General features: G+C 43.6%; 15 protein-coding genes. All 15 read left to right on the forward strand.

Features of this window, described 5'->3' with window-relative positions:
* The first annotated feature begins 22 nt into the window (after nucleotides 1-22).
* The 15 genes from JJ692_RS05105 (at nucleotide 23) to whiA (ending at nucleotide 14,658) form a co-directional block, all read left to right on the forward strand.
* Nucleotides 23-1,198 carry an ATP phosphoribosyltransferase regulatory subunit gene (locus tag JJ692_RS05105; protein ID WP_044334248.1) on the forward strand — a complete coding sequence of 392 codons (1,176 nt, stop codon included), beginning with the start codon at nucleotides 23-25 and terminating at the stop codon, nucleotides 1,196-1,198.
* A complete protein-coding gene (gene hisG, locus JJ692_RS05110) occupies nucleotides 1,191-1,835 on the forward strand; it encodes an ATP phosphoribosyltransferase (RefSeq protein WP_095409635.1) in 645 nt (214 codons plus the stop codon). The genes JJ692_RS05105 and hisG overlap by 8 nt, the downstream gene beginning before the upstream one ends.
* Nucleotides 1,832-3,118, forward strand: a complete 1,287-nt coding sequence (gene hisD / locus JJ692_RS05115) for a histidinol dehydrogenase (protein ID WP_151862863.1) — start codon at nucleotides 1,832-1,834, stop codon at nucleotides 3,116-3,118. Before hisG ends, hisD begins: the two co-directional genes overlap by 4 nt.
* Nucleotides 3,118-3,702 (forward strand): imidazoleglycerol-phosphate dehydratase HisB, encoded by a 585-nt coding sequence (gene hisB / locus JJ692_RS05120; protein ID WP_024423560.1) that lies wholly within the window; start codon nucleotides 3,118-3,120, stop codon nucleotides 3,700-3,702. Before hisD ends, hisB begins: the two co-directional genes overlap by 1 nt.
* Nucleotides 3,702-4,340, forward strand: a complete 639-nt coding sequence (gene hisH / locus JJ692_RS05125; RefSeq protein WP_122631965.1) for an imidazole glycerol phosphate synthase subunit HisH — start codon at nucleotides 3,702-3,704, stop codon at nucleotides 4,338-4,340. The genes hisB and hisH overlap by 1 nt, the downstream gene beginning before the upstream one ends.
* Nucleotides 4,337-5,074, forward strand: a complete 738-nt coding sequence (gene hisA, locus JJ692_RS05130; RefSeq protein ID WP_206534295.1) for a 1-(5-phosphoribosyl)-5-[(5-phosphoribosylamino)methylideneamino]imidazole-4-carboxamide isomerase — start codon at nucleotides 4,337-4,339, stop codon at nucleotides 5,072-5,074. Before hisH ends, hisA begins: the two co-directional genes overlap by 4 nt.
* Nucleotides 5,071-5,829 carry an imidazole glycerol phosphate synthase subunit HisF gene (gene hisF, locus JJ692_RS05135; RefSeq protein WP_034281034.1) on the forward strand — a complete coding sequence of 253 codons (759 nt, stop codon included), beginning with the start codon at nucleotides 5,071-5,073 and terminating at the stop codon, nucleotides 5,827-5,829. Before hisA ends, hisF begins: the two co-directional genes overlap by 4 nt.
* Entirely contained in the window at nucleotides 5,826-6,455 is a 630-nt protein-coding gene (gene hisIE, locus JJ692_RS05140) for a bifunctional phosphoribosyl-AMP cyclohydrolase/phosphoribosyl-ATP diphosphatase HisIE (RefSeq protein WP_024423556.1), read from the forward strand. The genes hisF and hisIE overlap by 4 nt, the downstream gene beginning before the upstream one ends.
* A 130-nt stretch (nucleotides 6,456-6,585) precedes the next feature.
* Complete coding sequence (locus tag JJ692_RS05145; RefSeq protein WP_151039865.1) at nucleotides 6,586-8,043, forward strand: tetratricopeptide repeat protein; 1,458 nt, start codon at nucleotides 6,586-6,588, stop codon at nucleotides 8,041-8,043.
* 364 nt (nucleotides 8,044-8,407) lie between these two features.
* A complete protein-coding gene (locus JJ692_RS05150) occupies nucleotides 8,408-9,796 on the forward strand; it encodes a C40 family peptidase (RefSeq protein ID WP_024423554.1) in 1,389 nt (462 codons plus the stop codon).
* Nucleotides 9,797-10,030: 234 nt separating this feature from the next.
* Nucleotides 10,031-10,981, forward strand: a complete 951-nt coding sequence (gene trxB, locus JJ692_RS05155) for a thioredoxin-disulfide reductase (protein WP_087976242.1) — start codon at nucleotides 10,031-10,033, stop codon at nucleotides 10,979-10,981.
* Between the two features lie 357 nt (nucleotides 10,982-11,338).
* A complete protein-coding gene (locus JJ692_RS05160; protein WP_024423553.1) occupies nucleotides 11,339-11,803 on the forward strand; it encodes an 8-oxo-dGTP diphosphatase in 465 nt (154 codons plus the stop codon).
* Between the two features lie 39 nt (nucleotides 11,804-11,842).
* On the forward strand, nucleotides 11,843-12,730 hold the full coding sequence (gene rapZ / locus JJ692_RS05165; RefSeq protein WP_024423552.1) for an RNase adapter RapZ: 888 nt from the start codon (nucleotides 11,843-11,845) through the stop codon (nucleotides 12,728-12,730).
* Nucleotides 12,731-13,690 carry a gluconeogenesis factor YvcK family protein gene (locus JJ692_RS05170; protein ID WP_024423551.1) on the forward strand — a complete coding sequence of 320 codons (960 nt, stop codon included), beginning with the start codon at nucleotides 12,731-12,733 and terminating at the stop codon, nucleotides 13,688-13,690. It abuts the gene before it with no gap.
* Between the two features lie 17 nt (nucleotides 13,691-13,707).
* The gene (gene whiA, locus JJ692_RS05175; protein ID WP_206534296.1) at nucleotides 13,708-14,658 is read left to right on the forward strand and encodes a DNA-binding protein WhiA; all 951 of its coding nucleotides are present in this window, start codon (nucleotides 13,708-13,710) and stop codon (nucleotides 14,656-14,658) included.
* Nucleotides 14,659-14,674 lie beyond the last annotated feature (16 nt).

Genomic DNA, 14,674 nt, shown 5'->3' on the forward strand with positions numbered 1-14,674 from the left:
GTGTTGGAGGTGCGGAAGAAACATGTTTATGTTTGAGAAACCATATGGTATGCGGGATTCATTACCTGGATTGTATGAGACGAAAAAAAAAGTGAGGCATTCCTTAACAGAGGTCATGACTGGTTGGGGTTTCCGTTTGATGGAGACACCAACGCTTGAATTTTACGATACAGTCGGTGTTCAATCGGCGATTACTGATACACAGCTTTTTAAGCTTCTTGATCAAAACGGGCAAACTCTAGTGCTGAGACCTGATATGACAGGTCCGATTGCAAGAGTGGCGGCTTCCAAGCTTCATGAACAGGCGTATCCGCTTCGTGTTGGGTATGCAGCCAATGTGTTCCGTGCCCAGGAAAGAGAAGGTGGAAGGCCGTCAGAGTTTGAGCAGGTCGGAATTGAATTGATTGGTGATGGCTCGATTAGCGCAGATGCTGAAGTCATCGCGCTTGCCGTATTTGCATTAAAAAATGCCGGGCTAAGGTCCTTCAAAATCGCGATCGGGCATGTCGCTTTAGCAGAGACGTTATTTGTCGATGTACTCGGAAATACAGAGCGTGCAAACGTCCTTCGCCGCTTCTTATATGAAAAGAATTATGTGGGATACCGTCAGCATGTGAAACAATTACCGCTTTCCTCCATCGATAAAACGAGGCTGTTACAGCTTTTAGAGTTAAGAGGCGGCCAAGAGGTTATAGAGCGGGCAGAGGAAATCGTCGTTTCACAAGAAGGAAAAGAGGTGCTCGCACAGTTAAAGTCGCTTTGGGAGACACTTGAAGATTACGGTTGTACAGAATATATCCGTTTAGATTTAAGCATGGTGAGTCATATGAGCTATTATACGGGTATTTTGTTTGAAGTATTTGCAGATCATGTTGGGTCGGTCATCGGAAGCGGCGGGAGATATGATCAATTGCTTGCTCACTTTGATGCACCTGCACCAGCTACAGGGTTCGGACTTCGACTAGACCGTCTTCTTGAAGCGCTCGATGCAAAAGAAATCATTGAGCCGCAGGAGGCTGTGATTTTTAGTAAAGAACAAAGACTGGAAGCCTTTGCTTTTGCAGAAAAGGAGCGGTCAAAAGGGAAAAAGATTGTTCTGCAAGACTTAGCGGGGATTGAAAATATTGACGCGATGACCAAGGCATTTGAACAGGTGACTTATTTTATCGGCGCTAGAAAGGAAGAGCGGAATGGGTAAAGTGTTGACGATGGCGATGCCAAAGGGCCGGATCTTTGAAGAAGCAGCAGGGCTGTTAAGACAGGCGGGGTACCAGCTGCCAGAGGAATTCGAGGATTCAAGAAAATTAATCATTGATGTACCAGAAGAAAACCTCCGCTTTATTTTAGCCAAGCCAATGGATGTGACCACCTACGTAGAGCACGGCGTGGCGGATGTTGGCATTGCAGGGAAGGATGTCATGCTCGAAGAAGCTCGTGATGTGTACGAAGTGCTCGATTTAAACATCAGTAAATGTCATTTAGCTGTTGCTGGCTTGCCAGGAGCGAGCTGGGGTGGTGTCGCACCGCGTGTGGCAACAAAGTACCCCAATGTCGCATCATCCTATTTTAGAGAGCAAGGAGAACAGGTGGAGATCATTAAGCTGAATGGTTCCATAGAATTAGCACCGCTCATTGGGCTTGCCGATCGCATTGTAGACATTGTCTCTACAGGTCAAACATTAAAAGAAAATGGACTTGTGGAAACGGAGCATATTTGTGATATCACGTCACGCTTTATTGTTAATCCTGTGAGCTATAGGATGAAGGATACGGTGATCGATGAAATGGCGCAGCGTCTTGCAAAAATCATTGGAGAAGGGGAGGAATCATCATGAACATCACCTATCTACAAGAAGGTGAGACAGATACTCTCTCACTCAAACGGTCTTTAGATACAGGAACAGAGGAGCAGCGTCAGGCTGTTCAGCGCATTATACAAGAAGTAAGAACAAATGGTGATGAAGCTGTACGGTCTTTTACAAAGCAATTTGACGGGGTGTTGATTGAAGATTCACTTGTCACAGAGGATGAAATGGCAAAAGCCTGCGACCGCTTGGACAAAGAGATGGTTCAAATTATTCAAACGGCTATCAAGCATATTCGCACATACCACGAGCGTCAGCTGACGTCCTCTTGGTTTTATCACCAAAAGGACGGCTCAATGCTTGGACAAAAGGTAACACCGCTTGATGCAGTAGGTGTGTATGTCCCTGGTGGAACAGCTGCCTATCCATCATCTGTATTAATGAATGTGATCCCTGCGCTAGTCGCTGGCGTTGAACGAATCGTACTTGTGACACCCCCTGGGAAAGATGGCTGTCTCTCTGACGCAGTCTTGGCTGCGGCGAAGGAGCTTGGTGTTTCAGAAATGTATAAAATGGGCGGAGCACAGGCGGTTGCGGCACTTGCCTATGGAACGGAAAGCATCAAGCCTGTTGATAAAATCACAGGTCCAGGCAACATTTATGTCGCGCTGGCAAAGCGGGAAGTATTTGGTCAGGTAGATATTGATATGATTGCAGGTCCAAGTGAAATTGCAGTTCTAGCAGACGAAACAGCAGTCGCGCATGAGGTAGCGGCGGATTTACTTTCGCAGGCAGAGCATGATGCGCTGGCATCTAGTATTTTGGTGACACCGTCTAAGACACTTGCTGAAAGTGTGCAGGCTGAAGTTCGAAAGCAGCTGGATACTTTGCCGAGAAAATCAATCGCAGCACAATCTATACAAGATCATGGCCGTATTTACGTGACAGAATCAATCGATCGTGCAGTAGACGTCATCAATCAATTAGCACCAGAGCACTTAGAGGTGCTGACAGCATACCCAGAATCACTTCTTGGTCAAATCAAGCATGCTGGCGCAATTTTCTTGGGACGCTATAGTCCAGAGCCGGTGGGCGATTATTTTGCAGGGCCGAATCACGTGCTGCCAACAAACGGAACAGCTCGATTCTCCAGCCCGCTTGGTGTGACTGATTTTCAAAAGAAAACGAGCATTATTTCATATAGTCAAGAAGCCTTTGAAACACACCGGGAAAGCATTGCGGCATTTGCCAGATTAGAAGGGCTTGAAGCACATGCAAGGTCGATTGAAGCGAGAAAGCGGGAGGAATCGTAATGAGACAGGCGAAAACAGCGAGAAAAACAAATGAAACGAACATTTCATTAGCGCTAGAAATTGATGGAGAAGGAAAAGCGGATATTCAAACAGATGTCCCTTTCATGACGCACATGCTTGATTTATTTACGAAGCATGGACACTTTAATTTGACCGTCGATGCGAAAGGAGATACGGATGTTGATGATCACCACACAACAGAAGATATCGGCATTGTACTTGGGCAAATGTTTAAGGAAGCGTTAGGCGATAAAAAAGGGATTAAGCGGTATGGTTCCAGCTTTGTTCCGATGGATGAAACACTTGCCCAGGTCGTGGTCGATTTAAGCAACCGTCCTCATTTGGAAATGAGAGCGGCTTTTCCAAGTCAAAAGGTTGGTACCTTTGATACAGAGCTAGTACATGAGTTTCTGTGGAAATTTGCACTTGAAGCCCGGATCAACCTTCATGTCATTGTTCACTACGGAACCAATACACACCATATGATTGAAGCCATTTTTAAAGCGATGGCACGTGCCTTAGATGAAGCAACAACCATTGATCCACGTGTGAAAGGAATTCCTTCAACAAAGGGGATGCTCTAATGATCGGAGTCATTGATTACGGAATGGGAAATTTGTTCAGCGTATCAAAAGCACTGGAACGAGCAGGTGCCCGCTATATCGTCTCCTCTGATGTGGAGGAGCTGAAAAAAGCAGATGCTTATATTTTGCCCGGGGTCGGTTCGTTTCGTGATGCAATGCAGCTGTTAAAACAGACAGGACTTGAGGCGTTTATTCACCAAGTTGTGCAGGAAGGAAAGCTGTTATTCGGCATTTGCCTTGGCATGCAGCTGTTATTTGAAGAAAGTGAAGAGGCAGGCCGCACAAAAGGATTGGGGCTGTTAAAAGGGCGTGTCGTTCTTTTAAAGGATCGTGATCAGGACGGGCAAAGGCTGAAGGTACCTCATATGGGCTGGAATGAGCTCACATTTCATCAGCCCTCCCCATTGTTTGACGGTGTACCAGAAGGATTTGCGTACTTTGTTCACTCGTATTATGTGAGCGATATGAATCCACATGAGCAATTAGCAAGCGCGGACTATGGTGTTCAAGTACCAGCTGTTGTTGGCAAGGGGAATGTGCTTGGAGCACAGTTTCACCCTGAAAAAAGCAGTACAACGGGAATGGCGCTGCTCAAACAATTTATTCAATTAGCAAACGAACAGAGGGTGAGCAAATGAGTGAGTTTACATTATATCCGGCGATTGATATGAGAAATGGCAAATGTGTACGTCTTGTGCAAGGAGATTATGATCAAGAAACCATTTATGGAGATTCACCGCTCGACATGGCCGCGAAATTTGCGAAGGATGGAGCAGCATGGATTCATCTTGTCGATTTAGATGGTGCAAAAGCAGGGAAACGGGTCAATCATGAGCATGTGCTGGCGATTGCTTCTTCCTTAGATGTGAAGGTACAAATCGGCGGCGGTATTCGGACAGAAGAAGACGTTGCCTTTTATTTAAAGAGCGGCGTAGATAGAGTGATTCTCGGCAGCTCAGCTGTTTCGAACCCAGCCTTTGTGAAAAAAATGCTGGCGCAATATGGAGAGAAAATCGCAATTGGGATTGATGCGCGAAATGGCTTTGTATCGACTGAAGGATGGCTTGAAACGTCTAAAGTGAAGGCAGAGGAACTCGGCAGGGAATTGGCAAAGGAAGGCGCAGAGGTCTTTATTTTCACCGATATTCAAATGGATGGCATGCTGTCTGGTCCCAATGTAGAAAGCACGGTTCGCTTAGCAGAAGCAACCGGCAAACAAGTGCTTGCTTCAGGTGGTGTCAGCGCAGTAGCTGATCTTCAAAAGCTGTCAGCGCAAAAACAGTCTGGTGTGTCTGGTGCGATCGTTGGAAAGGCACTTTACACAAAGCAGTTTACTTTAGCAGAAGCATTTGAAGGGCTTGACCGCATATGATGACAAAACGAATCATTCCATGTCTTGATGTGAAGGAAGGGCGTGTTGTCAAAGGGGTGCAATTCCTTGGCTTAAAAGATGCTGGTGATCCGGTTGAATTGGCGCAGATCTATGATGAGGAAGGGGCGGATGAACTCGTCTTTCTTGATATTTCTGCTTCTCATGAAGGCCGGAAAACGATGGTGGATGTGGTCAAACAAGTCGCGTCTACTCTTGCGATACCATTTACGGTGGGAGGCGGGATTAACCACCTTGATGACATGAAGCGTATTTTAAGAGCGGGTGCAGACAAAGTATCTGTCAACACAGCAGCTGTGTTAAGACCGGAACTGATTTCAGAAGGTGCTGACTTTTTTGGCTCCCAGTGTATCGTTGTCGCAATTGATGCAAAATACGATGAAGAGAAAAAAGCATATATGGTCTATACACACGGAGGACGCCGTCAAACAGATTTAGAGGTCAGCGACTGGGCGAAGGAAGCTGTGCAAAGAGGGGCAGGAGAGATTTTGCTGACAAGTATGGATGCTGATGGTGAAAAGACAGGCTTTGATCATCGATTGACAAAGCTTGTATCAGAGGCGGTCAATGTGCCAGTGATCGCTTCTGGCGGCGCTGGCAATGCTCAGCATATGCTCGAGGCCTTTACAAAAGGAGAAGCTGATGCAGCATTAGCAGCCTCCATTTTCCATTATAAAGAAACCTCCATTCATGAGGTGAAGACATATTTGAGAGAACACGGGGTGAAGGTCAGATGAAACAGGCAAATGAATTAACCTTTAATGAAGCAGGCCTGATTCCTGCGATTGTACAGGATGCTCAAAGTAAGGAAGTATTGACGCTTGCATATATGAATCAAGAATCCTATGAAAAAACGCTGGAGACAGGTGAAACATGGTTTTATAGCCGGTCGAGAAACGAGCTTTGGCATAAAGGCGCCACCTCTGGACATACCCAGCAAGTGATTTCTATTCGATATGACTGTGACAAGGACGCTCTGCTTGTCCTTGTCGCGCCAAGCGGCCCAGCCTGCCATACTGGCAGCTATAGCTGTTTCTCGGAAGAAGGCGTGAAACGCCTGAGCGAAGAGCAGGAACGTTTTGCGATATTAAATGAACTTGAACAGGTCATTGCAAAGCGTCAGGCGGAAATGCCAGAAGGGGCTTATACAACCTATCTATTTGAAAAAGGGGTCGATAAAATCCTGAAAAAGGTAGGGGAAGAGGCGTCTGAGGTGATCATTGCAGCGAAAAACCGGGATCAAGAAGAATTGAAATGGGAAACTGCTGACCTCCTCTATCATCTTCTTGTATTGTTACGTGAACAGCAATTGCCGCTTGATGATGTATTAAAGGTATTAAAAAAACGTCATCAAGGTGAATGAAAAGCCGGGGATATCCCTGGTTTTTTCATTTTAAATGAAAAACAAATCCTTCCTTTCCTTTTGTTCTATGTGACGACTAGGGAAGTATGTTATACTACACACGGTACACTGTTCGAAATGGAGGGTATCGGTGAGTAAATACACTTCTCAAAATAATCACACACAAGTCGTCCAGCTATTTCAAGATGGGCATTACTTTTTTCATAAAGGTCTTAAAGCATATAGAGAAAGAAATCTGTCTAGGGCAAGTAAGCTGATACAGCGGGCCATCGTACTTGAGCCTGAAAATGTAGAAATGCTGTCACAGCTTGCCATTATTTATACTGAAATGGGTCATTACCAGCAATCAAACGAACTGCTTGATTTTATCCTTGAACACATCGATGAAAACATGTCTGAGTGCCACTATTTTAAAGCCAATAATTATGCGAATCTCGGACTGTTTCAAGAGGCATATAAAGCAGCTACTGCTTATGCCGCGCTGGAAGAGAACGGGGAATTTGCGGATGAAAATGACGACCTTCTTGACCTGCTCGATATGAGCGACGAAGAGGACGAAGATTTTCCTTATGATCAGGATGACCTGATTGTGAAGCAGGATCAAGCAAACCATTTGCTAGAAAGCGGCAGACTCGATGAAGCCATTGAGATGCTGGAACAGATGATTGTTGAGTATCCAGAATTTTGGTCGGCGTATAATAATCTCGCTTTGGCCTATTTTTATTCTGGCCGAATCCATCAGGCGAAAGAAATGTTGAACCGGGTCCTTCATGAAAATCCCGGTAATCTGCATGCCCTTTGCAATCAGCTGGTCTTCTACCATTATGAAAAAGAAGAAGAAAAGGTCAACGTGTTAGCAAAGCAATTAACGCACGTGTATCCAATACTAAGTGAACAGCGTTATAAGCTTGGTGCAACATTTGCCCTTGTGGGAGAATTTGAATGGGCCTTTAAATGGCTTTATTCTTTATACAAAACAGGTTTTCAAGGAGATAGTACATTTTTATACTGGCTTGCAAGCGCAGCCTATCATACAGGCCACAAGACGCTCGCCCAAACGGTTTGGGATAAGATGGTCGAAGAAGATATCGATGCAGATGAAATCAAGCCGTGGCAGGATAAACCTGAGGTGACTGAGCCAATGGTCTCGATTGAGGAACGGCTGACTGCGTACTATGTCAGTAAACAAAAAGGGGAACGTGACGTTCTGCAGTCTGTTCTTGATGCACGCGCAGCGAAAACGGCGTTTGAACAGCAATTCATAGAACTGCTTTTATATGAAGATGAAATGAAAGAAAAGTCTTTTTCAGAAGATGCAGTTTTTGCAAAACAGGCGGCATCCAGTCTGGAGGAAGCGGTTCAGCCTGACAGCCATATGCCTTATTTTTGGTTATTCCATATTATTCAGCAGGCACGTGCTTCTGGTATTGATAAGAAAAATGCACCTGCCTGGGCAGCAGCATCTTATTATCTATGGATGAATGAACAAGAAGCAGCTGTCAGCAAAAAAGATGTTGCGTCCGCTTTTCAGATCAGTGTTCAAACACTGTCTAAATACGAACGAGAGATCTGTACGTTAATCGATTAAATAGGTAAATAGATTCAGAACATCCCAGCATGGCCGAAAAGGTCATGCTTTTTTCTTGGATAAAAAGGTGGGATTTGCAAGGAATTGGCGAAGTATGACAATCACGACATGTTTTTGAAACATAAATGTAATAAAAATATTAGCTCATTTTGTCGATGTCTCATGTATAATGAAACTCGTGGATTAAAACAAAGATAGATATTTAAATATTTTACTATACATAATGAAACACCTAGTGATAGAAACAATCTGGTCAACATCTGACTGAACAATCAGGAAAAAAGACATAGAGAGCACAGATTGATCGCAGAGAATTTGCTGCTTTCTAATGTCGCTTGGGAAATTGTCAAAGGAGGAACTATTCGTGAAAAAGTTTATTACTTTTGGTTTAGCTTCGGTGATCGGAGCGAGCGGTTTATTTATTCCATTTACGCATGAAGCAAACGCACAGAACTTTGAACAAAAGAAACAAGAACTAGACAGCAAGCAATCTGAGGTAAACAAGAATCTTCAAAAGAAAAAAGAAGAGCTTTCAAAGCTTGAAGCAAAACAAGAGGCACTTGCTCAAAAGCTTAAAGATATTGATGAGAAAGCTTTAAAAACAAGTGATCAAATCGAAGAAAAACAAAAAGAAAATGAAAAAACAAAAAAAGAAATCAAAGCACTGAAAAAAGAAATTGCTGATACAGAAAAACGTATTGAAGAAAGAAACGAGTTCTTGAAAAAGCGTGTACGTGCCCTTCAAGAGAGCGGCGGTTCTACGAAATACATAGATGTATTACTAGGAGCAAAAAGCTTTAGCGATTTCATCAGCCGTGCAGGTGCAGTATCGACACTGATCAACGCAGACAGTGAAATCATTAAAGAGCAGGAAAAAGACAAAGCAGAACTTCAAAAGTCTGAAAACGAATTAAACACAAAGCTTGAAAATGTGCAAAACACACTTGCAAAGCTTGAAACGCTTCAATCAGACTTGAATAAACAGCTTGATGAAAAAGACAAGCTATTCAAGCAAGTGAAAAAGCAAAAAGGAAGTGCTTTTTCTGAAATCAGCGAGTTAAACAGTGAGGCTAACAGCATTGCATCTGAAAAAGACGCAACAATCGCTGCACAAAAACAAGCTGAAAAAGAAGCAAGGGAAGCAGCTCAAAAAGCAAAAGAAGAAAAAGCGCAAAGACAACAGCAGCAGCGTCAAGCTAGTGTCCAAGCGGAAGACAACAGCTCAAATAACGATAGCAGCCCGTCTTCAAGTAACAGTGGATCATCTTCTAATGACAACAATAACAGCAACAGCAGTGCACCAAGCAAGAAGCCATCTTCTGGCGGTGGATCACCTGTCAGCAGTAACGTAGGTGGAATTGAAGGTGCGATCAGCACAGGTTCTACGATTGTTGGACAATCTCCATATAAATGGGGCGGCGGCAGATCACAAGCCGATATTGACGCACGTCGTTTTGACTGTTCTTCATTCGTTCGCTGGGCATTTGCATCAGCAGGCATCAACCTTGGACCAGTTGGCGGTACAACAACAGATACGCTTGTAGGTAAAGGAAGAGCTGTAAGTGCATCTGACATGAAACGCGGAGACCTTGTGTTCTTTGATACGTATAAAGTAAATGGACACGTTGGTATTTACTTAGGAAACGGTTCATTCTTGAACGATAACAGCTCTCGCGGTGTTTCAGTTGACTCAATGAACAACGTATACTGGAAAAAAGCTTTCAATGGCGTTGTAAGAAGAGTCGTTGAATAAATCATTACTTTTTATATAACCGTAAACAGGCTTCCTTAAACAGCAGTTTAAGGAAGCTTTTTCTTTTTTTGAAGATATGAGCAAATGATTCGCTTATTCCCCGCAGATTTAATAGGATATGGGTAAGGAATAAAAACTAAGAGTGGAAATGATGCTCTCTGTCATGAATGGAAGCATCACCCAAGGGCATTCTAATAAGAAATGCGAGCAGCAATTGAAGAGGGAGTGACAGTTGTGTCAGAAGAAAAAATCTACGATACGATCATCATTGGAGCGGGTCCTGCCGGAATGACAGCCGCTGTTTATACATCACGGGGAAATCTTTCAACATTAATGATTGAAAGAGGAATTCCAGGCGGACAAATGGCGAATACGGAAGATGTCGAGAACTATCCTGGCTTTGAAAGCATTTTAGGGCCGGAACTTTCAAATAAAATGTTTGAGCATGCGAAGAAATTCGGTGCAGAGTATGCATATGGCGATATTAAAGAAATCGTGAACGGTGAAGAATATAAAATCGTCAAAGCCGGCTCAAAAGAATACAAAGGACGCTCTGTCATTATCGCGGCAGGGGCTGAATACAAAAAAATCGGTGCACCAGGTGAAAAAGAACTTGGCGGCCGCGGCGTATCATATTGTGCAGTATGTGACGGGGCATTTTTTAAAAACAAAGAGCTTGTCGTCATCGGCGGCGGAGATTCTGCGGTAGAAGAGGGTGTGTATCTCACACGTTTCGCTTCTAAAGTAACGATTATCCATAGACGCGATAAACTTCGTGCACAAAGCATTTTACAAGCACGCGCCTTTGATAATGAAAAAATTGACTTCAAGTGGAACAAAACCGTCAAACAGATCAATGAAGAAAACGGGAAAGTTGGCAGTGTGACATTGGTTGATACGGTGACTGGTGAAGAAGAAGAGTTTAAAACAGACGGCGCCTTTATCTATATCGGCATGCTGCCACTGTCTAAACCATTTGAAAATCTCGGCATTACAAATAAAGAAGGCTACATCGAGACAAACGAAAGAATGGAAACAAGAGTGGAAGGTATTTTCGCCGCTGGTGACATTCGAGAAAAAACACTTCGTCAAATTGTGACAGCAACAGGTGACGGAAGTATTGCAGCACAAAGCGCACAGCATTATGTAGAAGAGCTTGCTGAAAAACTCAAAGCAACGAAATAAAAGGCTGTCGTAAATCCTTAATATAGCGTCATGGGCTTTTAACTGGAATGTAACACGGGTGAAATAATTATCCGTTATGATGAAACTAGTAATTGACCCCCTTTTATAAGGAATACATGTTTGGCACGGATGTGAATCCGTGTCCTTTTTTTTGCCTAAAATCAGAAATTCACGAGATGTTCACAAATGACGCATGGAGAACCGTTAGATGCTGTAAAATAAAGAGTAGAGAAATGGCCCATTACACGATTCAAACGAAAACCGGTCTGTTTTCGGGGAAGAACGGGCATGTTCATTGTGGGAGTCAGGTTGAACCTGTATAATAAGTTAAAGACATAAAAGAGTAGGTGACAGCTGATGCAACGAGTAACCAATTGTGTGCTGCATCACGAAGATCAAGTTCTCTTGCTGCAAAAGCCAAGACGGGGCTGGTGGGTAGCGCCGGGCGGCAAGATGGAAAGCGGAGAATCGGTCAAGGATTCAGTCGTTCGAGAATATAGAGAAGAAACAGGTATTTATATTTTAAATCCGCAGCTAAAAGGTGTTTTTACCTTTATCATAAAAGAAGGCGATCAAATCGTTCAAGAGTGGATGATGTTCACCTTTATGGCAGATTCATTTACTGGAAAAAACGTAACAGAGTCAGAGGAAGGCATTTTAAAATGGCATGACGTAAAGGATGTGCCTCATTTGCCGATGGCCCCAGGAGATTCCCATATTCTTGATTTCATGCTTAAAGGAAAAGGACTTCTGCACGGCACTTTTACGTATACACCCGATTTTGAGCTGATTGCTTATCGGTTAGATCCTCAGGGAGAATAATACATGAACCGTTTTCATAAAGAAGGAGAGGAAGCAGGCATGAATACACACAAACAAGAAGATATTCAGCTTGTGATTATTACAGGAATGTCAGGTGCGGGGAAAACCGTCGCCATTCAAAGCTTTGAAGATTTAGGCTACTTTTGTGTTGATAACCTGCCGCCATCACTTTTACCGAAGTTCTTAGAGCTCATGAAGGAATCGAATTCCAAGATGAGCAAGGTCGCTCTTGTGATGGATTTGCGCGGACGCGAATTTTTTGACAGCTTAATTGCCGCGTTAGATGAAATGAGTGATCTTGACTGGATCACGCCAAGGATTCTATTTTTAGATGCAAATGATAAGGTACTTGTCTCAAGATACAAAGAAACGAGACGTTCGCATCCCCTTGCGACAACAGGTTTGCCGCTTGAAGGAATTGCAATGGAGCGCGAGCTGTTAGAGGAGTTAAAAGGCCGGTCTCAAATGATTTTTGATACATCGGATTTAAAACCAAAACAGCTGCGAGAAAAAATTGTCACGCACTTTGCCACGAATCAAGGGCAGGTGTTTACAGTAAACGTGATGTCCTTTGGCTTTAAATACGGTCTGCCAATTGATGCTGATCTTGTCTTTGACGTGAGATTCCTGCCGAATCCTTACTATATTGAGAGCATGCGTCCACAGACTGGAAACGATGAAGAAGTGCGCTCCTATGTGATGAAATGGACTGAAACACAAAAATTCACAGAGAAATTAATCGATCTCCTCAGCTTTATGCTTCCGTCCTATAAACGAGAAGGAAAAAGCCAGCTTGTGATTGCCATCGGCTGTACAGGCGGACAGCATCGATCTGTGACGCTGGCCAACTATTTATCGGAGTATTTTAAAAACGATTACTATACACATGTCACTCACCGGGACATTGAAAAGAGAAGCAGAAAATAGATGACGACACTACCAAAGGTGGTCATTCTTGGCGGCGGCACTGGCTTATCTGTTTTGCTCAGAGGGCTTAAAACGAAGCCGGTGGACATTACCGCTATAGTAACGGTTGCTGATGACGGAGGCAGCTCAGGCAGACTGCGGCATGATTTGAATATTCCTCCTCCAGGTGATATTCGAAATGTCCTTGCGGCTCTCTCTGATGTTGAACCGCTTGTAGAAGATTTATTTCAGCACCGTTTTAACAAAGGGAATGACTTAACAGGCCACTCACTCGGCAACCTCATTCTTGCGGCCATGACAAATATAACCGGTGATTTTTTTCATGCCGTCACTGAAATGAGCAAGGTTTTAAATGTGAGAGGAAAAGTATTGCCAGCAGCGAACTCAAGTGTTGTTCTTCATGCGGAATTAGAAAATGGGCAAATGGTGACAGGAGAATCGAAAATTCCCACCTATGGTGAGCGAATTAAACGAGTGTTCCTCACACCCGATACGATTGAACCACTGCCAGAATCCATTCAAGTCATTCGTGAGGCGGATTTAATCGTCATTGGGCCTGGCAGCCTGTATACGAGTATTTTGCCAAACTTGCTTGTCCCGCATATTGGAGAAGAAGTGATTCGCTCTAAGGCGAAAAAAGTGTATATATGCAATGTCATGACGCAGCCGGGGGAAACGCTTTCCTACAGTGCAGCTGATCATGTGCAGGCATTAAATGATCATATGGATCGTCCATTTATCGATACGATTTTTGTGAACAATAAAGAAATTCCAGAAGAAATCAAAGCAAAATATGCAGAAGAACAGGCACAGCCTGTCCAATTCGACACAGATGCACTGAAAGCAATGGGACTAGAAGTGATTCCTGGAGAAATCATTACATATGACCAGCATGTCATTCGTCATGACACGCTGAAAGTAGCCTCGCTGCTTGTCGATCTGCTGCAACAGAAAAAATAGGAATGGGGGTGGCAAGGATGTCATTTGCATCCGAAACAAAAAAAGAGCTGACTAATCTGGACGTGAAGGACTGCTGCACAAAAGCAGAGCTTTCTGCCCTCATCCGTATGAACGGTTCATTATCTTTCTCTAATCGAAAATTGATTTTAGATATACAGACAGAGAACGCAGCCATTGCAAGACGGATTTATACGCTGCTCAAAAAGAAATACGATGTGACAGTCGAACTGCTCGTCCGTAAAAAAATGAGATTGAAAAAGAATAACGTGTATATTGTCAGACTGGTAGAACGAGCGAAAACCATTTTAGAGGATTTGAAAATATTAGGTGAGCAATTTGTATTTGAGCGCAATATTTCAGAAGAGCTTGTGAAGAAAAGATGCTGCAAGCGCTCCTATATGAGAGGTGCTTTTTTAGCAGGCGGTTCTGTGAATAACCCAGAAACGTCCTCCTATCACCTTGAGATTTTTTCACTATATAAAGAACATAATGATGCTCTTTGTGAGCTGATGAATCAATTTCATCTCAATAGTAAAACACTCGAGCGCAAAAAAGGGTACATTACGTACATGAAGGAAGCAGAAAAAATCACGGAATTCCTAAGTGTTGTGGGCGCTCATAACTCACTGCTCCGGTTTGAAGATGTGAGAATCGTCCGAGATATGAGGAACTCCGTCAACCGGCTCGTCAATTGTGAAACAGCAAACTTGAATAAAACGATTGGTGCATCACTGCGTCAGGTCGAGAACATCCAATTCATTGATGAAAAAATTGGACTTGATGCCCTGCCGGATAAGCTTCGTGAAATTGCCAAACTGCGAGTCGACTATCAAGAGGTCACGCTGAAGGAACTTGGAGAAATGGTGGAAAGCGGCAAGATCAGCAAGTCAGGGATTAACCATCGCTTAAGAAAGCTAGATCAAATCGCAGAACAATTACGAAACGGACAAGCTGTACCACTCAAATAGGAGAATGAAAAAGGGA

The sequence above is a fragment of the Bacillus sp. 3a genome (assembly GCF_017161885.1).
In the GTDB taxonomy this organism is placed as follows: Bacteria; Bacillota; Bacilli; order Bacillales; family Bacillaceae; genus Bacillus; species Bacillus safensis.

Excerpts from the sequence above, each read along its gene's own strand:
- hisA (WP_206534295.1), top strand. The coding sequence starts at position 4,337 with ATGAGTGAGTTTACATTATATCCGGCGATTGATATGAGAAATGGCAAA.
- hisF (WP_034281034.1), top strand. The coding sequence starts at position 5,071 with ATGATGACAAAACGAATCATTCCATGTCTTGATGTGAAGGAAGGGCGT.
- hisG (WP_095409635.1), top strand. The coding sequence starts at position 1,191 with ATGGGTAAAGTGTTGACGATGGCGATGCCAAAGGGCCGGATCTTTGAA.
- hisIE (WP_024423556.1), top strand. The coding sequence starts at position 5,826 with ATGAAACAGGCAAATGAATTAACCTTTAATGAAGCAGGCCTGATTCCT.
- hisH (WP_122631965.1), top strand. The coding sequence starts at position 3,702 with ATGATCGGAGTCATTGATTACGGAATGGGAAATTTGTTCAGCGTATCA.
- rapZ (WP_024423552.1), top strand. The coding sequence starts at position 11,843 with ATGAATACACACAAACAAGAAGATATTCAGCTTGTGATTATTACAGGA.
- whiA (WP_206534296.1), top strand. The coding sequence starts at position 13,708 with ATGTCATTTGCATCCGAAACAAAAAAAGAGCTGACTAATCTGGACGTG.
- hisD (WP_151862863.1), top strand. The coding sequence starts at position 1,832 with ATGAACATCACCTATCTACAAGAAGGTGAGACAGATACTCTCTCACTC.
- JJ692_RS05170 (WP_024423551.1), top strand. The coding sequence starts at position 12,731 with ATGACGACACTACCAAAGGTGGTCATTCTTGGCGGCGGCACTGGCTTA.
- JJ692_RS05105 (WP_044334248.1), top strand. The coding sequence starts at position 23 with ATGTTTATGTTTGAGAAACCATATGGTATGCGGGATTCATTACCTGGA.
- hisB (WP_024423560.1), top strand. The coding sequence starts at position 3,118 with ATGAGACAGGCGAAAACAGCGAGAAAAACAAATGAAACGAACATTTCA.
- JJ692_RS05160 (WP_024423553.1), top strand. The coding sequence starts at position 11,339 with ATGCAACGAGTAACCAATTGTGTGCTGCATCACGAAGATCAAGTTCTC.